A 24,064-nucleotide genomic window follows, 5' to 3' on the forward strand; every position below is an offset into this window, starting at 1 on the left:
CAGCGTGCGACTGCAGCGACAGGTGGTGGACTACACGCTTCGGCGTCGCTCCCTGCTGGCCGAGGTGTATGCGGGGCGCACCGGCGTCTCGGAGGTGTGCGACGCGAATCCCTATCTGCTGCGCGCGGCGAAGTTTCACGGGAAACCGAGTCGGGTGATGTGTCCGATCTGCCGCAAGGAGCAGCTCACGTTGGTGTCGTGGGTGTTCGGGGAGCATCTGGGCGCGGTCTCGGGGTCGGCGCGAACAGCCGAGGAATTGGTCTTGCTGGCCACCCGGTTCTCCGAGTTCGCTGTCCACGTGGTGGAGGTATGCCGAACCTGCAGCTGGAATCACTTGGTCAAGTCGTATGTGCTCGGCGCGGCACGCCCGGCACCTCCGCCCAGGGGAACGCGCGGCACGCGGACGGCGCGCAACGGCGCCCGCACGGCCAGTGAATAACGAAGGGCGCCACGATCAGTCCGATGACGGCCCGAAGGGGTCACCGACTGAACGGGCAGGCAAGCATGCGAGTCCGGACGAGGCGGCGGAGCCCCGTCCGCGGGCCCCGCGCCGAGAGGTTCCTCCCGACGACCGATTGACCTCGATCATCCCGCCGGTTCGTGACGACCGCGGCCCGGTCCGGATGGACCCCATCGAGGAGGTCAAGGCGGCGCTGGACGCCCCCGCTCCCGCCCGGCAACGACGGCCCAGCGCCGGACGGCGTCCACCGGGCGGACCGACCCCGCCACCCGCACCTCCCCGAGGGCCCGGCGGACGTGGCCGCGGGCCGGGCTCGAATCCACCGTGGTTCCAACAGTTCAAGCAGCAGGTCAACTGGAAATGGGTGCGACGCGCACTGGTTCTCACCGCCGTGATGGTGTTTCTGCTACCCATCGTCACCTTCACCATGGCGTACTTCATCGTCGACATTCCCAAGCCGGGTGATATTCGCACCAACCAGGTGTCGACCATCCTGGCCAGCGACGGCTCGGAGATCGCGAAAATCATTCCGCCCGAAGGTAACCGGGTCGACGTCAACATCAGCCAAGTGCCGGTGCATGTGCGCCAGGCCGTCATCGCCGCGGAAGATCGCAATTTCTATTCCAATCCCGGCTTCTCGTTCAGCGGATTTGCGCGGGCGGTGAACAACAACCTCTTCGGCAGCGGTGATCTGCAGGGCGGGTCGACGATCACCCAGCAGTACGTGAAGAACGCGTTGGTCGGTTCCGCGCAGCACGGGTGGAGCGGTCTGATGCGCAAGGCCAAGGAATTGGTGATCGCCACCAAGATGTCGGGGGAGTGGTCCAAAGACGATGTGCTGCAGGCCTATTTGAACATCATCTACTTCGGTCGCGGCGCCTACGGGATTTCGGCGGCGGCGAAGGCGTATTTCAACAAGCCCGTCGAGCAGCTCACGGTCTCCGAAGGGGCGTTGCTGGCGGCGCTGATCCGCCGGCCGTCCACGCTTGATCCGGCCGTCGATCCCAAGGGGGCCGACGTGCGGTGGAACTGGGTCCTCGACGGCATGGTGGAAACCAAGGCCCTGTCCGCGAGTGATCGTGCGGCACAGGTGTTTCCCGCGACCGTGCCGCCGGAGCAGGCCCGCGCGCAGTTCCAGACCACCGGCCCCAACGGGCTCATCCAGCGGCAGGTGACCAAGGAACTGATGGAGTTGTTCAACATCGACGAGCAGACGTTGAACACCCAGGGGCTGCAAGTCACCACCACTATTGAGCCGCAGGCGCAGCAGGCCGCGGAGAAGGCGGTATCGAAATACCTCCAGGGGGAAAATCCCGACATGCGGGCCGCCGTGGTCTCGATCGACCCGCGCAACGGCGCCATCCGCGCCTACTACGGCGGTTCGGACGCCAACGGATTCGACTTCGCACAGGCCGGGCTACAGACCGGATCGTCGTTCAAGGTCTTCGCGCTGGTCGCCGCGCTCGAGCAAGGCATCGGCCTGGGCTACCAGGTCGACAGTTCCCCCTTGACCGTCGACGGCATCAAGATCACCAACGTCGACGGCGAGGGTTGCGGCACCTGCAATATCGCCGAGGCGCTCAAGCAGTCGTTGAACACGTCCTACTACCGGTTGATGCTGAAGCTGAAGAACGGGCCGCAGGCGGTGGCGGACGCGGCGCATCGCGCAGGGGTTGCGACCAGCTTCCCCGGCGTCCCGCACACCCTGTCCGAGGACGGCAAGGGTGGACCGCCGAACAACGGAATTGTCCTGGGCCAGTATCAAACTCGGGTGATCGACATGGCTTCGGCGTACGCCACGCTGGCCGCATCGGGCAGCTATCACCGGCCGCACTTCGTGCAGAAGGTCGTCAACGCCGAAGGCCAAGTTCTCTTCGACGCCGGCGCCGCGGACGGCCCGGGCGAACAGCGCATCGCCAAGGCCGTGGCCGATAACGTCACCGCGGCCATGCAGCCGATCGCCGCCTATTCACGGGGCCACGCGTTGTCCGGTGGCCGACCGTCGGCGGCCAAAACCGGCACCACGCAGTTGGGGGACACCAAATCGAACAAGGACGCGTGGATGGTCGGATACACGCCGTCGCTGTCGACCGCTGTCTGGGTGGGCACGGTCAGGGGTGACCAACCGTTGGTAACCGCCTCTGGCGGAGCGGTTTACGGCTCCGGCCTGCCGTCGGACATTTGGAAGGCGACCATGGACGGGGCGCTGAAGGGCACCTCGAACGAATCCTTCCCCAAGCCCACCGAGATCGGTGGTTACGCGGGCGTGCCCGCGCCACCGCCCAAGCCCGTCGCGCCGCCACCGTCGGTGACGGTCATCCAGCCGACCGTGGAAGTCGCCCCGGGTATCACGGTCCCGGTCGGTCCGCCGCAGACGGTCACCGTCGGGCCGCCACCACCACCGGCACCCGCCGCCCCGCCGCCCGGTGAGCCCTCGCCGCCGTGAGTGGTGTTCAGCAGCAGCCCCCGATCATCTCGCCGGGCCCGTTGGCCCCGGATCCGCGTAGCATCGACAACCGCGATTGCCCAAGTCGCACAGACCCGTTGGGCGCCGCGTTGGCCGACGTCATCGGCGGGCCGGTCGGTCGGCACGCGCTCATCGGCCGGGCCCGAGTGATGACGCCGCTGCGGGTGATGTTCGTGATCGCGCTGGTGTTCTTGGCCCTGGGCTGGTCGACCAAGGCCGCGTGTCTGCAAAGCACCGGAACCGGGCCGGGCGACCAGCGGGTCGCGGTTTGGGAGAATCAACGCGCCTACTACGAACTGTGCTACTCCGACACGGTGCCGTTGTACGGCGCGGAGTTGTTGAACCAGGGCAAGTTTCCGTACAAGTCCAGTTGGGTCGAGACCGACCCCAGCGGCGCTCCCCAGACCCGCTACGACGGCAAGCCCGCCGTGCGCTACATGGAGTATCCGGTGCTGACCGGGGTTTACCAGTACCTGTCGATGGCGGTGGCCAAAACCTATACCGCGGCAAGCAAACTCATCCCCCTGCCGGTCATCGCCGAAGTGGTGGTGTTTTTCGACGTGGCCGCATTCGGGTTGGCGCTGGCCTGGCTGGCGACGGTGTGGGCAACCGCGAGTCTGGCCGGACGCCGAATCTGGGATGCGGCCCTGGTGGCGGCCTCGCCGCTGGTCATCTTTCAGATCTTCACCAATTTCGACGCGCTGGCAACGGGATTCGCGATGGCCGGGCTGCTGGCATGGGCTCGGCGCAAACCGGTGTTGGCCGGGCTGCTGATCGGGCTGGGAGCCGCGGCCAAGCTGTATCCGCTGCTGTTCCTGGGCCCGATGTTGGTGCTGGGCATCCGCTCTGGGCGGCTGCGGGCGGTGGCCGCCGCGGCTGCGTCGGCCGCGGCGACCTGGTTGTTGGTGAATCTGCCGGTGCTGGTGCTGTTTCCGCGCGGCTGGTCGGAATTCTTCCGGCTCAACGCCCGCCGCGGCGACGACATGGACTCGCTGTACAACGTGGTGAAATCGTTCACCGGCTGGCGGGGTTTCGATCCGAGCCTGGGCTTCTGGGAGCCGCCCACCGTGCTCAACGCGGTGGTGACCGGGCTGTTCGTGGTGTGTTGCGCGGCAATCGCTTACATCGCTCTCACCGCCCCGCAGCGGCCGCGGTTGGCGCAGCTGGCTTTCTTGACGGTGGCCGCGTTCCTGTTGACCAATAAGGTGTGGAGCCCGCAGTTTTCGCTGTGGCTGGTACCGCTGGCGGTGCTGGCCTTGCCGCATCGCCGAATACTGCTGGCCTGGATGACGATTGACGCGTTGGTGTGGGTGCCGCGGATGTATTACCTCTACGGCAACCCGAACCGCTCGCTTCCCGAGCAGTGGTTCACCACGACCGTGCTGCTGCGCGACATCGCGGTTATGGCATTGTGCGCGTTGGTGATTCGGCAGATCTACCGCCCCGACGAGGACCTGGTGCGGTGGAACGGACGCCTGGACGATCCGGCGGGCGGGCCTTTCGACCGGGCGCCCGACGCTGCACCCGGTTGGCTGCCTCAGGGGCTGCGCCCGGCTGGACTACGCCGGGCGGTGCCCTCCGAGACCGGGGCAGCGGCGGCCGGCGTCGGGAGCGGCTGATGCTGGTCGCGATCCCGGTCTTTCCCCGGTTCACCGCACTCGACGCGGTGGGACCCTACGAAGTGCTGCAACGTATCCCGGCCGTCGACGTGGTGTTCGTCGGCCATCAGCGCGGTGAACTGCGCACCGAGAACGGGATGCTCGGCCTCAGCTGCGACGCCGCGTTCGACGAAATCGCGACGCCGGACGTCGTGGTCGTCCCCGGTGGGATCGGCACCCGACGGCTGATTCACGACGAAGTCATCCGCGGCTGGCTGCAGCAGGTGCATGCGCAGACCACGTTCACCACGTCGGTGTGTACCGGTGCGCTGCTGCTAGCGGCGGCGGGCTTGCTCGACGGACTGACCGCGACGACGCATTGGGGGGCTGCGGACCTGCTCAACGAGTTGGGTGCGCGGTATGTGAGCGACCGTGTCGTCGAGCACCTGCCGCAGCGGATCATCACGGCCGCGGGGGTGTCCAGCGGCATCGACATGGCGTTGCGGCTGGTTGAGCTGCTGGTCGATCGGGAGGCCGCGCAGGCCGCGCAATTGCTGATCGAATACGACCCGCAGCCGCCGTTCGATGCGGGCTCACTGGCCAAGGCTGACCCGGCGACACAGGCCAGGGCAGCCGAATTCCTGCAAGCCAGGAAGTAATTTTCCGAGCTGACCTGCCGTCCGGTAACCTAGCGGGGTTGCCGACGCAGGCGACCCTCCTGCCACGGACAGACCGTGGCCGCTCAAGACCAGAGGAGGTGGTGAGGTTTCCATGCGTCCATACGAAATCATGGTCATTCTTGACCCCACGCTCGACGAACGCACCGTGGCCCCGTCCCTGGAGACGTTCCTCAACGTCGTCCGCAAGGACGGTGGAACGGTCGACAAGGTCGACATCTGGGGTAAGCGCAGGCTGGCGTACGAGATCGCCAAGCACGCCGAGGGCATTTACGTCGTCATCGACCTCAAGGCCGAGCCGGCGACGGTGTCCGAGCTAGACCGTCAGCTCAGCCTCAACGAGTCGGTGTTGCGCACCAAGGTGATGCGCACCGACAAGCACTGACTGTCTGCTGTCAGCGCGGTTGCGTAGGCTCGGCCAGAACACGTCCTCAGGAGGAAATTGTGGCTGCTGGTGACACCACCATCACCGTCGTCGGAAACCTGACTGCCGACCCGGAATTGCGGTTCACGCCGTCGGGTGCTGCGGTAGCCAACTTCACCGTGGCGTCCACCCCCAGGATCTATGACCGTCAGAGCGGGGAATGGAAGGACGGCGAGGCGCTGTTCCTGCGGTGCAACATCTGGCGCGAGGCCGCCGAGAACGTGGCCGAAAGCCTGACCCGCGGGGCCCGCGTGATCGTCACCGGCCGGCTCAAGCAGCGTTCCTTCGAGACCCGCGAAGGGGAGAAGCGGACCGTCGTCGAGGTCGAAGTCGACGAGATCGGCCCCTCGTTGCGGTATGCCACCGCCAAGGTCAACAAGGCCAGCCGCAGCGGCGGCGGAGGCGGCGGCTTCGGTGGCGGCGGCGGCGGATCGCGGCCCGCGCCGGCCCAGCCGAGCGCCGCACCGGCCGACGACCCATGGGGCAGCGCCCCGGCGTCGGGCTCGTTCGGCGGCGGTGACGACGAACCGCCTTTCTGATTGCACGACACTTCAACACACTTTGAACGGAAAGAAAGACAGAGATGGCCAAATCCAGCAAGCGGCGCCCGGCTCCGGAGAAGCCCATCAAGGCGCGTAAATGCGTCTTCTGCGCCAAGAAGGAACAAGTGATCGACTACAAGGACACGACGTTGCTGCGGACCTACATCAGTGAACGCGGCAAGATCAGGGCGCGCCGGGTCACCGGCAACTGCGTGCAGCACCAGCGGGACATCGCGCTCGCGGTGAAGAATGCCCGCGAGGTCGCGTTGCTGCCCTTCACCTCGTCGGCGCGCTGACCGCGAAATACCAACGGAGAGTTTGCAATACGATGAAGCTGATTCTGACGTCCGACGTTGACCACCTCGGTTCCGTCGGCGACACCGTCGAGGTCAAGGACGGGTATGGCCGCAACTTCCTGCTGCCGCGCGGACTGGCGATCGTCGCCTCGCGTGGCGCCCAGAAGCAGGCCGACGAGATCCGCCGGGCACGCGAAACCAAGGCGGTGCGCGATTTGGAGCACGCCAACGAGATCAAGGCGGCCATCGAGGCGCTGGGGCCGGTGTCGTTGCCGGTGAAGACGGCGGCCGACTCCGGTAAGTTGTTCGGCTCGGTGACCTCCAACGACGTGGTCGCCGCCATCAAGAAGGCCGGCGGGCCCAATCTGGACAAGCGAATAGTCCGGCTGCCCAAGGCGCACATCAAGGCCATCGGTACGCACCCGGTCTCGGTACACCTGCATCCCGAGGTCGATGTCGAGCTTGCCCTCGAGGTCGTCGCCGAGAGCTGATTCCGCGGCAGGCCGCACCGAGTGCGGTAGAGAGCTTTTCATTCTGCGGTGGTGGCGGGTCTCACTCGTAGTTTTGCGCCGTGAACGCAGAGCCAACGCGGCTGCGGTGCAGCCGAATTCCCGCGTTGGTACATGCCCCGGCCGCCCGCTGCGGCGGTCGCGGCTGGCGAACATTTTCGAGCATCCTTTGCGGTGGCCGCCGTTACCGGTGCTTAACGCGCCGAAAATCTGGCCGAAAACCAACACGCCCGACTAGGCAACCTGGCCCGACACGCCGAAGAGATTGTTGTCCACACGGGATGCGGCACGTCGTGGGACTTTTATCAGCAGTGATGTCGTAACAACCCGCATTGATCCACAGGTTTTCCACACCCCGCTCAACACAGGTGCCGACGGATATGCACACGCGATGCACAGCTTCATGAACAGCACCCCTTGGAGTACCTTCCAGCAACGTTTAGCGTCATCCCGGCGCGAGGCGACGGCAGGTGCTTCCACGAGTCGGCCACCGGGAGCAACGGCTTTTGTCGGTGCCGCAACTTACGCTCTTGAGAGCAGCTGTCGAATGTATGTTCGGGTGCCTGGTCGGAGGAGGTGAGAGCGCATGGCGGTCGTTGACGATCTGGGGCACCCGGGCATGGATGCCACGCCGCCCAGTGAGGACTTCGGCCGCCAGCCACCGCAGGATCTGGCCGCCGAACAGTCGGTGCTGGGCGGGATGCTGCTGAGCAAGGATGCCATCGCCGACGTACTGGAAAGGTTGCGGCCCGGCGACTTCTACCGCCCGGCACACCAGAACGTCTACGACGCCATCCTGGACCTGTACGGCCGCGGCGAGCCGGCCGACGCGGTGACCGTAGCCGCCGAATTGGACCGGCGCGGGCTGCTGCGCCGGATCGGCGGCGCACCGTATCTGCACACCCTGATCTCGACGGTGCCGACGGCCGCCAACGCGGGCTATTACGCCGGGATCGTCGCCGAGAAGGCGCTGCTGCGCCGCCTGGTGGAGGCCGGGACAAGGGTGGTGCAGTACGGATACGCCGGTGCCGAGGGCGCCGATGTGGCCGAGGTGGTCGATCGGGCGCAGGCCGAAATCTACGACGTTGCCGACCGTCGGCTGTCCGAGGACTTCGTCCCGTTAGAGGATCTGCTGCAGCCGACGATGGACGAGATCGACGCCATCGCCTCCAACGGGGGATTGGCGCGCGGTGTGCCAACGGGTTTCACCGAACTCGACGAAGTGACCAACGGTCTGCATCCAGGGCAGATGATCATAGTTGCGGCCCGTCCGGGGGTGGGGAAAGCGCTTGCGCTGGATACGCCGCTGCCGACGCCGTCCGGTTGGACGACGATGGGCGATGTCAGTGTCGGCGACGAGTTGCTCGGCGCCGACGGGAAGCCGACGCGGGTTGTGGCCGCGACTGACGTTTTGTTGGGCCGCCCCTGCTACGAGATCGAGTTCTCCGACGGCACAGTCATTGTCGCCGACGCCGATCACCAGTGGCCCACGAGCTACGGCATCCGGACATCGAACCACTTGCGTTGCGGCTTGGACACTATCAACGCAGCCGGATCGGCCGCGCATTTCGCGCAGGCGCAGACCGCTGTATTGACTCCGGTGCTGCAGGTCGATTCGGTGCGTCGCGTGCGGAGCGTCGCGGTGCGCTGCGTCCAGGTGGACAGCACCGATCATCTCTACCTGGCCGGAAGGGGCATGGTTCCGACCCACAACTCGACCCTGGGCTTGGACTTCATGCGGTCCTGCTCGATCAAGCACCGCATGGCCAGCGTCATCTTCTCGCTGGAGATGAGCAAGTCTGAGATCGTGATGCGGCTGTTGTCGGCGGAAGCGAAAATCAAGCTCTCCGATATGCGCTCGGGCCGCATGAGCGACGACGATTGGACCCGGCTGGCGCGGCGCATGAGCGAAATCAGCGAAGCCCCGCTCTATATCGACGATTCGCCCAATCTCACGATGATGGAGGTCCGCGCCAAGGCTCGGCGGCTGCGGCAGAAGGCCGACCTCAGGCTGATTGTGGTCGACTACATGCAGCTGATGACATCGGGCAAGAAGTACGAGTCGCGACAGGTGGAGGTGTCCGAGTTCTCAAGGCATCTCAAGCTTTTGGCGAAGGAGCTCGAGGTTCCGGTGGTCGCGATCAGCCAGCTGAACCGCGGTCCTGAGCAGCGCACCGACAAGAAGCCCATGCTGGCCGACCTCCGCGAGTCGGGATGCCTGACCGCCGCAACCCGGATCCTGCGCGCCGACACGGGTACCGAGGTGTCCCTCGGAGAGTTGATGCGGACCGGCGAGCGTCCGCTGGTGTGGTCGCTGGATGAGCGGCTGCGCATGGTCGCCCGTCCGATGACCAATGTGTTCTCCAGTGGCCGCAAGGAGGTTTTCCGACTGCGGCTGGCCTCGGGGCGCGAGGTTGAGGCAACGGGTAACCATCCGTTTATGAAGCTCGAGGGCTGGACTCCCTTGGAGCAGTTGAAGATTGGTGATCGTATTGCGGTGCCTCGGCGGGTGCCTGAACCCGTCGACACCCAGCGGATGGACGAGTCGGAGCTGATTCTGCTGGCCCACATGATCGGTGACGGTTCATGTGTGAAGAACCAGCCGATCCGCTATGCGTCGGTCGACGAGGCGAACCTCGTCCCGGTGACGATTTCGGCCGCGCACTTCGGCGTGACAGCGGTTCGAGACGAGTATCCCGCCGCACGGGTGACAACGCTGCGCATGCTGGCGCCGGGGCGCTTGGCGCAAGGTCGGCGCAACCCGATCGCTGCCTGGCTCGACAGCCTCGGATTGTTTGGGATGCGCAGTTACGAAAAGTTCGTGCCAGAAGCGGTGTTTCGCGCTCCCAATGATCAGGTGGCGTTGTTCCTGCGGCATCTGTGGGCGATGGACGGGTCGGTGCGGTGGGACGCAACGGCGGGTCAGGGCCGGATCTATTACGCGTCGACTAGCCGGCGTCTTGTCGATGACGTCGCTCAACTGCTGCTTCGGGTTGGCGTCTTCACGAGGATCAAGCGCGCGCAGAAATTCGGCTACCGCGACTGCTGGCACCTACTGATTTACGGTGCGGAAAACCAGGCCAGGTTCCTTCGTCACGTCGGCGTGCATGGCGCGAGAGGAGTAGCGGCGCAAGAGGTATTGTCTCGTCTCGAATATGTGGTGCGAAATACAAGCCAGGACACCGCGCCGAAAGAGGTATGGGGGCAGATCCGGACGGCGCTGTCCGGCAAGGGGATAACGCACCGTACGTTCGCGGCCGCTATGGGCATCCAATTCTGGGGATCTACGCTGTGGAAGCACTCTCCCAGCCGGCCGAGACTCCACCGTGCGGCGGCGCTGCTGGACGATCGCGAGATTCATGCGCTGGCGACCAGCGACGTGTATTGGGATACGGTGGCTGAGATCACCAGCCTGGGGGAGCAGAACGTTTACGACGGCACCGTTCCTGGAACGAACAACTTTGTGGCACAAGGTATTTCAGTGCATAATAGCCTCGAACAGGATAGCGACGTTGTCATCCTATTGCACCGGCCCGATGCGTTCGACCGCGATGATCCGCGCGGGGGAGAGGCGGATTTGATTCTGGCCAAACACCGTAACGGTCCCACAAAGACAGTGACCGTCGCGCATCAACTGCATTTGTCGCGATTCGCCAACATGGCAAGGTGACGGATGTGACGGTGAGTGATGAGAATCGCCGCCGCCGGCGGCGTTGGTGGTGACGTCAGTAAGGTCAATATCCCTACCGAGTTACACCAGCGTGTCCGCGCTGCCGTACGCATCGTTGGACGTGTCACCGGCCGACGCTACACCTTTGCGCAGTTCCTCCGCGAAGCGATCGTCGCCCAACTCCATGTAATCGCAAGGGATTACAGCGGAGATAGTAGAACACCCGCAGCCACCACCACCACGCCACGCACGCCCGCGCGCGCCGCGGGTCGTCAAAGTCGATCGAGTTCGCGAGCGTCGTCAGCGGCGGTTGGTGATAGCTCTCAAACTCGTGTCCAAGCCGCCCGGTGTCCTGCAGGACAACTCATGTCGGGGTATGCGGCGGCGTAGGCAACCGAGGTACGCCCCAAATGAGCCGCGACCAGCACCGCACCGACCTTCAGCCGGCGACACCGTCGGCGGCCCTCGCCGCGTTCGCCGAGCAGCTCGGCATCGAGCCTGACGTATTCCGGCTGCGGTCGAAAATGATCCGCCTGGACCCCCGCGGGCTGTGTCGCGATCTCGCTTGATGTCGATGTGCGCTCTCTGGTCCGAGCAGGACCGGCTTGGGCTATTTGCTAGCAGTGATGAATTGGGACATGCCGTGTACCTGGACCGCGACGTCGCGAAGGTTGCGTTCGCGGAGCTGGTGCTCGACGTCGCGGCGGGTGAACATGCGGATACCCAGCGGTGCGGTGAGTAGCCACTGCACGAGTCGCCCGGCGCGGCTGTTGGCGGTGCATGTCGTCATCACGGCCAGTCGTCCGCCCGGTGCTAGCACGCGGACGAGTTCGTCCAGCGCACGGTATGGGTCACTCATCATGTACATCGCGGCATAGCACATCACACCATCGAAACTTTCTGATGGGAACGGTAACTCGTGTGCGTCGGCTCGAATGTAAACGGTGTTGAAGACTTCGGTGCAACGAACAGTGCGCTCGAGCATCGACATCGAGATGTCCACACCGACGGCCAGCCCGCTGGCGGGCAGTTCGGTAGCGATGAAACTGGTGAAGTTGCCGGGTCCGCATCCGACGTCGAGGACGTTTGTTCTTTCGGTGAGGCGCAGGCTGTCACGAATTACCGCGCGCTCCCCGGCCGGGGACATGCCCCCTAGCGTCGCCCGTCCGGCGGGGCCCCGAAGCTTGGCGTACAGCCTGGCGGCTGGGCGGCTCTGCAGAATCGTCTGCCCGAGCGATCGAGCTTGTGTGGGTTGCGTTTCATCGCTGCATAAACAGTCGATGACCGAAGCGCCTACACCGCAGTGTTGCGCGGTGCTGGCGTGCTGTTTGAGCGAGTGGACATCAAACTGCGAGTAGCTGTTCAGCATTGCTCTGTGGCTCCCCTCGGCGCTCAAGGCTGTTGGTGATGTCTTTGCTATATAGCCGGTAGGTCCGGTGTGGCGTGAGGTTGAGCTTTCTGCGGAACGGCTGTATCCAGGAACCGTCCTCCAGCACCGGCGCTCCTTCGACGGTTGCGTAGCCGCGGTCGTGGATTCTGCGGAGCATCTCAACCAGAAGCAGCCCCGCGGTGGGTTGATAGCCGCAATCGGGGTCCACTACCAGCATGTCGACCCGTATGTTGGCGGTCATAGGTGTAGCGGCGCCGGTGAGCCGCTGTCGAAGGGTCCGTGACCATAGATTTGCTTGCCACCGAAGCGCGCTGCGCGAGGCGAGTTCGTTGACGTCGGGAATGGCCATCAAGAATCCGACTGGCCGGCAATCGATCTCGGCGATCACGGTCAGTTGCAGGTCCAGGATCGGCCGGACAGTGTCGGCAAGATCTTGCATCTCTTCAGCGGGAAGCGGCGCGAATCCGATGAAGTTGCCGAAGGCACGGTTGTACAGTGTCCGGACGGTCTCGAGATCTCGGTCAAATGATTGGTGGGTCATCGACCTGAATGTCACTGGTGATCGCGCGCTGAACCGTTGCCACATCGCGAACTGCGTGGCGAACGCGGGGGAGTGCAGCAGCGAGTATGGGTCGGCGATCAAGTAGCTGTGGAAGTCCTTGACACCGGTCATCCCCCAGCGCTCGAGGTGCGTGGCATAGTACCCCGGGTTGTGTGGCATCCCGATGAGCGGGCGCTGGGCGGCCTCGCCGACCAGCACGCCCGCGCCGTACACCATCGACGGGTTGAATGGGCCGCACAGCTGGGTCAGCGATCTGCCCAGTGCCCAGGTGCGGACCTCGTCGAGGAGGGCGAATGCGACCTCGTCGTCAGCGACGGCCTCGTAGAAGCCGAAGAAGCAGCACCGTGTGCGGCTGTGCGAGATGAAGTCGTGGTCGGCGATGGCGACCACCCGACCTACCGGCTTGCCCTCGTCGAACGCGACGAACGCCTGCGTGGTTGCCCGGGCTCGCCGCTGCGGCGAGGGGTTGATCAGGAAACGGTCGATGTCGACGAGCTCGATCGGGATCCAGTTCGGGTCATGACGGTATGCAGCGCGCGGTACTCGACGAAACGCCCGCCAGTGCGAACCTGTTTGGACTGCTTGGACTGAGATCATCACGCCACCTCGTTGGACTGTGCGCAGGGTATGTCGCAGGTTTGTGTCGGCTTGGTGAGCGCCAGGACGGTGGAGCCGGCGAGAACGTATTGGCGCGGGCGTATCAGGATTTTCGACACCAGGGCATCGGGTAGGAATACGTCGCATTGTGATCCGAAGCGGATCATCCCGTACTGGTTTCCGCGTGTGACGACATCGCCGACCCGGACATCGGCGACGATCCGGTTGACCCACAGGTCGGCGATCTGCGTGACAGCCACTACGGCACCGCACCGATGTCGGATGCCGATCGTTAAGCGCTCATTGCAGACCAGATGCTCGCAGTCACGGTCGAACGGCCTGCGGTCGAGGATGAGGTTTGCCAGCGTGCGTGCCATCGAGCGGTTGAACGGAGCCGCGCGGCGGTGTTCACGTGCTTGGATGACACCGGAAATCGGGAGACGATTTCGGTGAACCGAATGCTCGGTCATATACGTGCCAATGAGGTAACCGCTCTCACAGATGCCCAGCCCGCAGTATTCTGAAAGCGCGATCGATCGGCGGTTTTTGATTGCGATCGGCACCGTTCCTGCCTCGATGCGCTTCACGTAGGTGATGAAGCCGTCGGCGGCGCAGACGATTTTGTGGTCGCTGCTGGGGATCTGGCGAACCGGATCGCGGAAGAAGTACCTTGTCCGCCAGTAGGCGAAGAGGACAAACGACAGTAAGACCGTTAACGCTAACGCCGCCGGTGCGGCCGGCGCCCAATAGGACCGTCGGTGCACAGTCATCGGAACCGTCCTTCGTCGACCGCCTCACACAACCGCAGCAGCAGCTCTAGGCTGCGAGATCCGCTGAATCTGTCGATGCTCATTGCGATCCCGCCGATCGGCCAACATGTCGCGTAGAACACCAAAGTCAACACGTAGCGCCAGTAGTCGCCGACCACACCGGCCAACAGCGCGGCAGTGTTGCCCCGGATACCCTGTACCGCAACTGTTCCCGTGCACATCTACGCCACCTCCCTTCGGGACGAAGCGCGAAAGTCGATGTTGCGCAGATACATACCAAAGAGACGGCGGTTGTCGCACCAGGACGGGTCGTGGCCGCGCGGCAATGTGGGGCCGGGTTCGTTGACGATTCTGATCAGTGCATCGACGTTGGATGACAGCAACGTGTCCTGATAGCGCGGCGAGATTCTGTGTGAAACCAGCCGAACAAAATCTGGCCACTCGACCAGATCGAGGTCCAACAGATCGGCGAAAAGTGTGTTGTGGTAGCCGATCGGATTGCACGGCAGCAGATAGTTCAACGGACCGTCGGCCAACGCGTTATTTGCAACCACCTCGGCGAGCACGTCGACGGGAATGTAGTTCATTCCCGGGCCCTTCCAAATGGCCCCGGCCGTGGCGGCCAGGTCGATCAGACGCCACCAACTGTAGTGACGGCCCGGGTCTAAGCCCACGGCGGTGGACCCCAGGACATACGGCGCCTCGCACAGCGTGACACTGACGTCATCGACATCGAAGAGCGCGCGCAACAGCGCGCCGTTAACCCACTTCATTTGGCAATACCCCGAATACCACCACGAGTCGGGGCGGCGGAAGTCGCTAGGGTTGCGATAAAAGGAGGCCCCAACGCTTCCCAAATAGGTCAGATGCTTGCGTCGACGTTCGACCGAGAACTGCAAGACGCGCAACAGACTAAGTACCCAGTCGTTTCGAAGCTCGAGGTAGCTCCTGGAGTAGTCGGTGGAGCTTGCGCAGCTGAAGACGAAGTCGGTGTCTTCCAGCAGGCGTGTGTACTCGTCATCAGCCAACCCGAAATTTCTCTTGGTCAGGTCTGCGGGCGTCGGGACGATCTTGTCGAGATCGATGTCGTGGATCCGGTACCGGGTCAGGGTGGCCTGCAGTCGGGCGCCGCCGGCAAGATCGGGCGTTGAGCGAACCGCGGCGTATACCTTGCGGATACCTGGCTGCCGGGTCAGGGCGGCCACCAGATGCGTGCCGACAAATCCGTTGGCGCCCAACACGAGTGCGACCTCACGGCCACCGCCCCGGCTCGGGGCGACGCTGCCGGTCGCGCGCCGGTCGAATACCGGGCTGAGTAACCCGGCCCTACCGCAACCGAGTGCGACGATATCAGCGAACTTGCTGCTGAAACGCAGCGCCGGGCAGTCCTCGGCCAACGTGACTATGTCAGCACGACTCCGCAGGTGCCCATCAGCCTCAGTCATCGCCTTTCCTCCTTCGCGCTTGAACGGAATCCAGTTGTTGGATCACGGATTTGGGTGGGCCCCGCTCGTACGGCTACGAGTTGACCCGCGATCGGACAGCTATGAGTGTCATCGCGTGGCATTGGTGAGGCGATGGTGCGGACACCACTCTCGGCGGGGATGCACACACGCGAGTGAGGTAGTCGTTGCCGCAGCAGGACCGACCGGCTGATGCTGGCCGGTGATTTGACGCTGGCAGGAATCGACCCTGCGGTCGTCGAGCGCAGCAGCAGCGATGAACTGATCGGCTCACGCGCGGGCGGATGACCCCGCGCACGATCGCAGATTCTTTCCTTCATGGGAAGACCGCCGCAGCCCCGCCGGGTTCATCAATTGCTGTCCGACTACAACGAAGGCCGACGGCGACCAGCCACCATTGAGTACGCAATCGTAGCGGGTGCCGTCGTCGGAATCTGTCGGAGCACTACGAAAGTGTGCTCGCCTTGCTTAGGTGCCGTTGAGTTCTGATTCGTGTTCCTCAACGACCCACCGGACCCTCACCTTGAGGCTGTTGCGTCAACCCTGAAATCGCCTGGCGAGAAGATGAGGGTCTTTTGCGTCTCACGCTACTTCACCTCGAACGCTTCGGTCGTCCCGGTGAGCGTGCCCACCCGCCGTAGCTTCTGGACTGGAGATGATCAGCGGCGACGGCGGCGTTCGACGTCAAGATTCACCAGCTGGGCTTCTCGAGTCTGGCGGCTCGATGAGGCGGGGTGCAATGTGACGGCGGTGGCTATCCGGTCGGCCACGTCGCTGACGACGTCATCGGTGACATGGAGTTTTGCGGCTTGCCGGCCGATGCCCATCATCTCGGCAACGCGGTCCAGCTGATCCGAAATGTAATGGCGCGCAGTGCCGTCAGCTACAGCCAGACCGTGGCGCTGTTGAAGAAGTCTGACCAATAGCGCTGCGCGGTCGTTGAGCCAGCCAGAACGCCGTGGCGTCCTCATGCCGATGCACCTTGGCGGTGGCACACCTGTTGACCTAGCTCGATCACCTGGCCGTCGCGGCCGAAGGGCAGTGGCCGATGACTTTGGGCGCGCGCGTGCTGGGTGATCTCGGCTGCAATGTAGCGGCCGACGGCGGTCTGCATGCGTCGTGGTACCGGCCGCGCCTTCACTCGGCGCATACCCTCACCCACATGCTGCTCGAAGATGATCATCGGCGGCATCATCGTCGTTGAGGCAGCTCGTGCGCCGCGGCCGGGCTTATTGGCGCCTCGGCGACCAGGCGCTCGGCGTTCGCGCCGCTGACACTGGGACCCTCGCCCTCGGTCAGGGCGGCGATCGCGGCTTGCACGCTGAAGTACAGGGGCAGGTAACGGCTGATGTGTCTGCGGCGCAATCTTCGTTGGCCGGCAATGGAGTCACACACCAGCACTATCGGGACGCCGAGTAACTCCGGCTTCGGCCACCGGATGCTGGCGAACCTCGACCACGCCGATTCGGCCGCGATCGCTATTCTGCTGACGTCGAGGATCAACGCCCGAGGTTCATCGTGCGCGGCCGCGATAACCGCGTGACGCACAAGTTCATACGTGCTGGCGTCCCATACGCCATGGACAGTGAGCACACAACAGCCCGCGACCGCCTTGGCAGAGACCGTCAACCCACTTCGAGCAGTTGTCACGTTAAATCACCCCCCCAGTTGACTCATCCGGGTCAGGTCGAACACTTCGCTGGAAACGTCCATGGCTCAAGCGAAAGCGCCAACCTGGTAGTGCACTGGCCCACGGGCGTGACTGCGATCACACTGCGAGTATTGTGCTTGTAAGCGCTTTTGTCGTTAGTCGGCGGAACAATCCCGAGGCGCGTGAATGGTTCCGGTGAACAGCGCGGATCGGCCCGAAGCTGACACTGAGATCAGGTCATACCAACGGATCGATGATGCCGCCGGGCAAGCGCCGGATGGCCTGCATCGCGACATAGAGTTCAGATAAATCTTGGGGGAATTCCAGTGAGCGCCCGGTGCATTGCTCAATGCGTCGCAGGCGATACCGCACGGTATTGGGATGCAGATAAAGCCGTTTGCCCGCTTCGGCGGCGGAGCCATTGACCTCAAAATAGGTCGACAGGGTAGTCAGCAACGCCTCGCGATCATCTGCCGGCAGGCCCAGTAACCGTCCTAGGATCCGGCTAGCGATCCGGTAAGCGGTCGTCGGCGCGCTGAGCACCATCATCGACAGCGGGGCATCGTCGAACACGGTCACACCCACGCTCATCGGCTCGACATTGGCCAGAGCGATTCGCGCAAGACCAAGCGCATCTGAGGTTCGGTCGAGTCGGGAGTAGACCGGGCTTACCCCCACCCGGCCGGTCGCCTGCGCGTTCAAAGCGTCAACAAGCTGATCGACCCTGGAGACCTCGCGCAGCGAGACGATCCCGATCTGTAGGCCCGGGGTCAATCGCCAAGCCGATCCGATACCGCGTGTGCGCAGGGCCGCTTCGATAGTCGGTAGCGGCGCCCGGCCGACTTGCGGAGCGTCGGCGGCGACCACGGCAAAGGCCCCTTCGTACGGCAGGTCCAGCAGGTCGGCCAATTCCCATAGTGACCTGGCGTCGCTGATCTTGCCTTGCAGCACCGCCTCGACCAACGCCGACCGCTCCTGTTCACGGCGTAGCATCAGTTCGGCCATGGTCTCGTTGTAGGAATTCATCATTGCGGTAGTGAAGTTGTCATTGACCGACCACACATCCGAGGCCATGGCTACCAGATCGGCGTGGCTTGCTGTGCCGGATGATTGCGCTTCGTCGACGATCGCCTCCCACATAAATTGGTAACCCAGGCGAACCGCGCTTTGCACTGCGGCCAACGGCACGCCCTGTTCGGCCCGCCGAGCGCCGGTCTGTCGGGGAGCGTCGAGATCCATGGATTGTTCGTGCGCGACGTGGCGCAGTAGGAACTCGATATTGGCAAGCACTGCGTCGTAGAGGTCCTCTCGCGGCACGAGCAGATCGGCGCGATAGCTCTCGAGTCGGTCGGCAATCTGGCGAGCCAGCTCTTCGGCTAGCTCAGGCAACCTCTTCAGTAGGGCGGATGCGACCATTCGAGCCGGCTGGAATGCGCCGACCACGTTGTTCTCGCTCATCAGCACAGCGTAAGTATCCAATATGGTCGGCACGATCGATTCCACGTTGTCACCGCCATGCCCGGTTCGACCTGAATGGGCATGGCTCACCACCAAGCGTCGTGTCCAGGGAACCCGCCGCGATCCATCGGGCTGGACTCGAAAACAGGGGGATGACCGGTATCCGTGCCGGGTTTGGGCATGTCCGCCAGGACACAGCACACCGATGCCGTCTAGCCAAAGCAGCTTGAAAACCGCTGTGGTGGTGCCCGAATCCCAACCGCAGCCCGACAGTCGGGGGGACCCACGGGCGCTGAGCACGCCGTCTCAGTCCGACGAAAACAGTGTTCCGTCAGAACAGCAACCACTCCGCGCGCCCTGGTGGCCGCTGACGGCCCCGCCACGCATCTGATGGGCCAGGGCGGCTTGCGCATCGCAAAGATGTTGGGCCGCACCACTGAAGGCATCGACGGCTTCAGCTAGTGCCCCACCGCAATAGCGACGTCTTCGGGGTGCAGGCCGCGGTCATAAACATCAAACGCCACCGAGGAGCGCTGCAGTGCACCGAGCATGTGGATCATCGCTTGACGCATGCCCTCGGCGAGGAGGGCGGCCGAATCCATCGTCCGGTACGCATCCGATACCGCTAAACACCCCTCGACCAGGCGATCTGGTTGACTCCGATCGTTAAACGATCGAACGATATAGGCGGCTGTGGACATTAAGTCCACGGGACAGTGCGCGGTCATCTCGTCGACCCCCCTTCCCCGCACGAGCGACACAACGGTGCTGACTCGCCCAGTGGTCTGCGACCGGGCATGCCGCAACGGCCTCGCGGCGCAGCGCCGCCCAATACCCCCCTCGGGCCAACCCGTCCATCTCGGACAGGGTGCCGCCCCCTTGCGCCACCGCGGTATTGGTGATGTGGCGTAACGGGCTACAGTAACGGCGCTAGCCGTGTAGGGCAATGGGGACCCGAAGCTGCGCCACCAAAGGTCCGGGGCCGCTTGTGGATCCGCGTATCCAGAAGTGACGCGTCGGTGCACGTCACGAGCCGACACCCTCAATCGATGCACCTGGTTGTAGGCCCAACGGGAGCACCTGTTCTGAGTGTTCCACATCTTTCGACCCAATCGGGAACAGTGGTAACCACTTCCATCGAACCTCAGATAACTCGACGGTGCCTGCCGTCGGAAACCAAACACCCTGGGACACAGTGCACCTACTCGACCTAGCGCGGGGCTCGGGCGCCGGCAGCAACAGCAGCCCGGCGCGGCGCAGCAACGTCGCATGGCTTCGTCGCCACGTGGGGCTAGTTGGTGCGACACGCCGCGCGGTTGTCCGCGGGAACAATCGACCCGCCAAAGTCGTGTGCGTGCGGATAAAGCTCTCAGGACGATTGCGAGGTACCGTCGAAGTGATTCGCATTGATGCGATGTGCTCGAAACAAGTCCCCGCCTGGCGTAATTGCACATCCCCAATACCACGACCGACGCGGGAGTATCGGGTCGTGGTATCGGGCAGTGCTGCCCCGCAATTCCATCAAGGACACCTTATCTGGCCGGGACACCCGAGGGGGCTTGAGCTGTGGACAAGGTCGTGGCCAAGGCCGCCATTTTCGACGGAGTCGAATCCGAGTGTCTGGCTGCGGTGAGAAGCCAGCTACACCGTGTCAAGTTCGCGGCCCGCGAGGTGGTATTTGCTCAGGGTGAGCCTGGCGATCGGCTCTACATCATCAAATCCGGCACGGTCAAAGTGGCACAGTGCTGCGCTGATGGGCGCGAGCACCTGCTGGCGATCTTGGGGCCATCCGAAATGTTCGGTGAGCTATCGGTTTTCGACCCGGGACCGCGCACCTGCAGCGCGATCGCCATCACCGCGATGTCGGCGGTCTGGATGGACCGTGATGCGCTGCGCGCCTGGATGACCGCTCACCCGCAGATCGGCGGGCAGCTACTGGGTGTACTGGCACGCCGCATGCGCCGTACCAACGACACCGTCGCCGGCCATGTCTTCACCGATATGCCCGGGCGAGTAGCTAAACAGCTGCTGCTGCTGCTGCTGGCCCAGCAATTCGACTTGCGCGAATCCGGCGGCGCGGCATCGATAGTCCGCGATGTGAGCCCCCTCGAGATCGCCCAGCTCGCAGGCGCTTCGCCGGAAGCAGCTCATAAGGCGTTGCATGACTTCGCCGCCCGAGGCTGGATACAGCTCGAAACCGATGCCGTAGTGATCGTCGATCCCGCCCGCCTAGTAATGCGGAGCCGGGGGGATTGACCTGCCGGATCAGCTCGGTGGCGATGACCTCGGGATGGCCTGAGGCCATGGCCGGGGTAAAGAACGCGCCTTGCGCTGGGCCGTCGACCTGTCCGTCCTTTGCGTCAGCCAAAGGCTTTCAGGGGCCGCGGTAGGTTCAGCACGCGCGGTTTCCCGCGATCGGTCAACAGCATGACGAAGGTCACGTCGCAGGGTGCCTCGCAGCAGCGGCGCCAGCAAGGGACCGATAGGCCGATCGGTGCGGTGTGGCCAGACGCTCAGTTCTAGCCAATCTGTGCAACGGTGCGCCGTTATCGCAGTGACAGCGCGGGCTCCGTTGGCGCCGGTGACCCGGCGGGGGTCGGAGCGCGACCCAGGACTACCAGCGCGTCACGGTCGGTATCATGACGAATTTGGACGTGACGGATATTTCAATTCTCCATGCGACCTAGCGGAAGATGCTGGTACACGCCCCAGTTGGCGATCCACACGTCACAGTGGCGTATCGAGCACCTAAGGACGCAACGACCGACGCGCGGAAACGCCCATCTCTGTGTCCGCGCAAGCCTGAGCGCAGCCAGCGTCAGCGCCAGCGTCGTATTTTATTGCAACGACGACCGCGGACCTGGCTGAATTATCCGCATCCTAAATGTGCTGCAGCATAGTTTCGTGCGCATACGACTGGTAACCCTCGGTATTCGATTCCGCCGTATTCCTCGCCGGCGAGATGGCGGCTCGGCAATGGTGGGGTAGCCCCAAGGGGACAAGGAAGGTCCGTCGACGGCGGTGACTGAATGTGCCAGCCTCGGTGACGCTGATGATGAGCGATCGCGCGATCGTTTGCTTGTCATATATCGTGACGGATTACCTGCATCTCGCTCCAGCTGGGCCGTTACCGGTTTGCCGAGCGGTCTCGATGGTGTGCATGTGGTTGTTGGCCCAGTCCCGGAGTCCGTCGAGGTTGGCGTCGAGAGAGCGACCCAGGTCAGTCAGGCGGTAGTAGACGCGTTTTGGCACGGGGCCTGATGCTGCACGGCGCTGCACGAGTCCGTCTCGCACGAGGTTGCGTAGTGTCGCTGACAGCATCTTGCGGGATGCTCTGCTTCGGCGATGGAGCTCGCTATAGCTGAGTTCCGTTGCGTCGCTGAGGTGTTCGAACACCGTGGTAACCCACTTGTTGCTGATGCTGGCGAGCACTGCCTGCAGTGGGCCGATGTCGCTGTGTGTTCGTCCGCGTAGTTGTATGTCTGTGCCGGGCATGTCAGAACAGCGCGTCGTTGAGGTCCATGATCTCGACGTTGAGGGCACCGAGTACCGTCCTGGTTGCCGAGAGCCCGGGCAGGACGGTACGGGTGAAGTATTGTGCGACAGCGATTTTGCCGCGGTAGAAGTCAGCGTCGGTGCCGGTCGCGCCGGCGTCGAGCTGGGTCAGGGCGATCTGCGCTTGGTGCAGCAGTTGCCAACCGACAAGCAGATCACCGACGGCCAACAGGAATCGCACGGAGCCCAGGCCCACTTTGTACAGTTCGGTTGGTTGCTCGCCGGCGCCGAGTAGGTGTGTGGTCAGCGTCGCAGTCATGGCCTGAACGTCCTCGAGTGCGGTCTCTAGCAGGTGCCGCTCATGCTTCAAGCGTTCGGTGCCGTCTTGGGTGCTGAGGAACTCTTGGATTTGGCCGACGACGTGGGAGAGGGCCTCACCGCGGTCGCGGGGATTTTGCGGAAGAAGAAGTCCTGGGCCTGGATCGCGGTGGTGCCCTCGTAGAGCGAGTCGATCTTGGCGTCCCGGATGTATTGCTCCAGGGGGTAGTCCTGTAGGTAGCCGGATCCGCCGAGGGTTTGCAGGGATTCGGTGAGGTACTGGTAGGCCCGTTCGGAGCCGACGCCTTTGACGATCGGCAGCAGTAGGTCGTTGACCCGCAGTGCGAGGTCGGCATCGGCGCCCGAAACCTGTTGGGCGACATCGGCATCGTAGTGGGCGGCGGTGTACATGTATACCGCCCGCAGTCCCTCGGCGTAGGCCTTTTGCATCATCAGGCTGTGGCGCACATCGGGATGGCGGATGATCGGCACCCGTGGGGCGGTCTTGTCGGCCATCTGGGTCAGATCGGCGCCCTGGATGCGTTGTCTGGCGTAGTCGAGCGCGTTGAGGTAGCCGGTGGAGAGGGTTGAGATTGCCTTGGTGCCGACCATCATTCGCGCGATCTCGATGATGTCGAACATCTGGGCGATGCCGGCGTGACGCTCGCCGACCAGCCAGCCTTTGGCGGGCCGGTCGTGGCCGCCGAAGGTGAGCTCGCAGGTGGCCGAGCCCTTCAGGCCCATCTTGTGTTCCAGGCCGGTGACGTAGACGCCGTTGCGGTCGCCCAGTTCGCCGGTTTCGAAATCGAAGAGGAACTTCGGTACGGCGAACAGGCTCAGGCCCTTGGTGCCGGGGCCGGCGCCTTCGGGTCGGGCCAGCACGAGGTGGACGATGTTCTCGAACAAGTCCCCGGAGTCGGCGGAGGTGATGAACCGCTTCACACCTTCGATGTGCCAAGACCCGTCGGGCTGTGGGATCGCTTTGGTGCGGCCGGCGCCGACGTCGGAGCCGGCGTCGGGTTCGGTGAGCACCATCGATGATCCCCAGCCGCGTTCGGCCCAGATCGTGGCCCAGCGTTTCTGTTCCTCGGTGGCGTGCCGGTAGAAGACGTCCGCGAAGCAGGCGCCCGAGGCGTAAAAGTGGACCGAGGGGTTGGCGCCCAACAGCATCTCGATCAGCGCCCACAGGACGGGGCGGGGCATCGGTGTGCCGCCGAGTTCTTCGGCGATGCCGATCTTGTCCCAGCCGGCGCCGTAGCTCACCCGGTAGGCGGCTTTCAGGCTCTCTGGCAGCTGCACGGCATGTGTTTGCGGGTCGAAGGTCGGTGGGTTGCGGTCGGCGTCGGCGAACGACTCGGCTACCGGACCTTCGGCGATGCGTCGCAGTTCGTCGAGCATGTGGTGCACGACATCGGAGTCCAGGTCACCGTAGGCGCCGGTGTCGAGGATCTCGTCGAGGCCCAGCACTTCGAAGAGGTTGAATTCGAGGTCGCGGACGTTGCTTTTGTAGTGGCCCATGCGAGTGGTCCTTTTTGTAGTTGGTGTGAGTTCTGGGATATCCGCGTGTGGAGTCCGCGGCGGCCTCGTCGGCCGCGTTTCTGCCGGACTTCGCCGTTGTGGCGTGCTGCCTGTCCCTCTCGAATGGGCATGAGCGGGTAGCCGTGCGGAGCTCGGTGGGCGGCGACCACTGGGCATGGTGTTCCGGCGGCCCGGCTGT

General features: G+C 64.0%; 21 protein-coding genes and 2 pseudogenes. 11 read left to right on the forward strand and 12 right to left on the reverse strand.

Annotated features, from left to right (window positions below):
* Positions 1-4 precede the first annotated feature (4 nt).
* The 10 genes and pseudogenes from AC5Y2L_RS24480 (at position 5) to AC5Y2L_RS24525 (ending at position 11,212) form a co-directional block, all read left to right on the forward strand.
* Positions 5-439, forward strand: a complete 435-nt coding sequence (locus AC5Y2L_RS24480) for a DUF5318 family protein (protein WP_499938315.1) — start codon at positions 5-7, stop codon at positions 437-439.
* Positions 432-2,906 carry a transglycosylase domain-containing protein gene (locus AC5Y2L_RS24485; RefSeq protein WP_499938316.1) on the forward strand — a complete coding sequence of 825 codons (2,475 nt, stop codon included), beginning with the start codon at positions 432-434 and terminating at the stop codon, positions 2,904-2,906. The genes AC5Y2L_RS24480 and AC5Y2L_RS24485 overlap by 8 nt, the downstream gene beginning before the upstream one ends.
* Positions 2,903-4,586, forward strand: a pseudogene (locus AC5Y2L_RS24490) (glycosyltransferase family 87 protein); the annotation flags it as partial. The gene AC5Y2L_RS24485 and the pseudogene AC5Y2L_RS24490, both read left to right, overlap by 4 nt.
* The gene (locus AC5Y2L_RS24495) at positions 4,546-5,184 is read left to right on the forward strand and encodes a DJ-1/PfpI family protein (protein ID WP_499938317.1); all 639 of its coding nucleotides are present in this window, start codon (positions 4,546-4,548) and stop codon (positions 5,182-5,184) included. The pseudogene AC5Y2L_RS24490 and the gene AC5Y2L_RS24495, both read left to right, overlap by 41 nt.
* Positions 5,185-5,296: 112 nt before the next feature.
* Positions 5,297-5,587, forward strand: a complete 291-nt coding sequence (gene rpsF, locus AC5Y2L_RS24500; RefSeq protein ID WP_499938319.1) for a 30S ribosomal protein S6 — start codon at positions 5,297-5,299, stop codon at positions 5,585-5,587.
* 59 nt (positions 5,588-5,646) lie between these two features.
* Complete coding sequence (locus AC5Y2L_RS24505) at positions 5,647-6,165, forward strand: single-stranded DNA-binding protein (protein WP_499938320.1); 519 nt, start codon at positions 5,647-5,649, stop codon at positions 6,163-6,165.
* Between the two features lie 44 nt (positions 6,166-6,209).
* Entirely contained in the window at positions 6,210-6,464 is a 255-nt protein-coding gene (gene rpsR / locus AC5Y2L_RS24510) for a 30S ribosomal protein S18 (protein ID WP_499938322.1), read from the forward strand.
* Positions 6,465-6,496: 32 nt separating this feature from the next.
* Complete coding sequence (gene rplI / locus AC5Y2L_RS24515) at positions 6,497-6,955, forward strand: 50S ribosomal protein L9 (protein ID WP_499938324.1); 459 nt, start codon at positions 6,497-6,499, stop codon at positions 6,953-6,955.
* 604 nt (positions 6,956-7,559) lie between these two features.
* Complete coding sequence (locus tag AC5Y2L_RS24520) at positions 7,560-10,643, forward strand: replicative DNA helicase (protein ID WP_499938325.1); 3,084 nt, start codon at positions 7,560-7,562, stop codon at positions 10,641-10,643.
* Positions 10,644-11,053: 410 nt separating this feature from the next.
* The gene (locus AC5Y2L_RS24525) at positions 11,054-11,212 is read left to right on the forward strand and encodes a hypothetical protein (protein WP_499938326.1); all 159 of its coding nucleotides are present in this window, start codon (positions 11,054-11,056) and stop codon (positions 11,210-11,212) included.
* 41 nt (positions 11,213-11,253) lie between these two features.
* On the opposite strand, the gene AC5Y2L_RS24530 is transcribed toward AC5Y2L_RS24525, so the two are convergent.
* From AC5Y2L_RS24530 to AC5Y2L_RS24575, 10 genes are all read right to left on the reverse strand, one after another.
* A complete protein-coding gene (locus AC5Y2L_RS24530) occupies positions 11,254-11,790 on the reverse strand; it encodes a class I SAM-dependent methyltransferase (protein ID WP_499938328.1) in 537 nt (178 codons plus the stop codon).
* A 196-nt stretch (positions 11,791-11,986) separates the two neighbouring features.
* Positions 11,987-13,192: a hypothetical protein gene (locus AC5Y2L_RS24535; protein WP_499938329.1), complete on the reverse strand. Its 1,206-nt coding sequence runs from the start codon at positions 13,190-13,192 to the stop codon at positions 11,987-11,989.
* Positions 13,192-13,956 (reverse strand): phosphatidylserine decarboxylase, encoded by a 765-nt coding sequence (locus AC5Y2L_RS24540; RefSeq protein ID WP_499944838.1) that lies wholly within the window; start codon positions 13,954-13,956, stop codon positions 13,192-13,194. Before AC5Y2L_RS24540 ends, AC5Y2L_RS24535 begins: the two co-directional genes overlap by 1 nt.
* A 2-nt stretch (positions 13,957-13,958) precedes the next feature.
* Positions 13,959-14,183 (reverse strand): hypothetical protein, encoded by a 225-nt coding sequence (locus tag AC5Y2L_RS24545; RefSeq protein WP_499938332.1) that lies wholly within the window; start codon positions 14,181-14,183, stop codon positions 13,959-13,961.
* Positions 14,184-15,203, reverse strand: coding sequence for an SDR family oxidoreductase (locus tag AC5Y2L_RS24550; RefSeq protein ID WP_499938333.1), 1,020 nt, complete (start codon positions 15,201-15,203; stop codon positions 14,184-14,186). It lies immediately after the preceding gene.
* Between the two features lie 881 nt (positions 15,204-16,084).
* Entirely contained in the window at positions 16,085-16,396 is a 312-nt protein-coding gene (locus AC5Y2L_RS24555; RefSeq protein ID WP_499938335.1) for a hypothetical protein, read from the reverse strand.
* Positions 16,393-16,608 (reverse strand): hypothetical protein, encoded by a 216-nt coding sequence (locus tag AC5Y2L_RS24560; RefSeq protein WP_499938336.1) that lies wholly within the window; start codon positions 16,606-16,608, stop codon positions 16,393-16,395. The genes AC5Y2L_RS24555 and AC5Y2L_RS24560 overlap by 4 nt, the downstream gene beginning before the upstream one ends.
* 8 nt (positions 16,609-16,616) lie before the next feature.
* The gene (locus AC5Y2L_RS24565) at positions 16,617-17,075 is read right to left on the reverse strand and encodes an STAS domain-containing protein (RefSeq protein WP_499938337.1); all 459 of its coding nucleotides are present in this window, start codon (positions 17,073-17,075) and stop codon (positions 16,617-16,619) included.
* Between the two features lie 238 nt (positions 17,076-17,313).
* Complete coding sequence (locus tag AC5Y2L_RS24570; RefSeq protein ID WP_499938339.1) at positions 17,314-18,534, reverse strand: PucR family transcriptional regulator; 1,221 nt, start codon at positions 18,532-18,534, stop codon at positions 17,314-17,316.
* Between the two features lie 458 nt (positions 18,535-18,992).
* Positions 18,993-19,235 (reverse strand): hypothetical protein, encoded by a 243-nt coding sequence (locus AC5Y2L_RS24575; protein WP_499938341.1) that lies wholly within the window; start codon positions 19,233-19,235, stop codon positions 18,993-18,995.
* Positions 19,236-20,100: 865 nt separating this feature from the next.
* Here AC5Y2L_RS24575 and AC5Y2L_RS24580 point away from each other — a divergent pair.
* On the forward strand, positions 20,101-20,790 hold the full coding sequence (locus AC5Y2L_RS24580) for a Crp/Fnr family transcriptional regulator (protein WP_499938342.1): 690 nt from the start codon (positions 20,101-20,103) through the stop codon (positions 20,788-20,790).
* Positions 20,791-21,633: 843 nt separating this feature from the next.
* Here the strand turns inward: AC5Y2L_RS24580 and AC5Y2L_RS24585 are convergent.
* Both AC5Y2L_RS24585 and AC5Y2L_RS24590 read right to left on the reverse strand, forming a co-directional pair.
* Entirely contained in the window at positions 21,634-22,029 is a 396-nt protein-coding gene (locus AC5Y2L_RS24585; protein ID WP_499938343.1) for a winged helix-turn-helix transcriptional regulator, read from the reverse strand.
* Position 22,030: 1 nt separating this feature from the next.
* Positions 22,031-23,865, reverse strand: a pseudogene (locus AC5Y2L_RS24590) (acyl-CoA dehydrogenase).
* Between the last annotated feature and the right edge of the window lie 199 nt (positions 23,866-24,064).

The sequence above is a fragment of the Mycobacterium sp. NGS66 genome, from assembly GCF_059812225.1.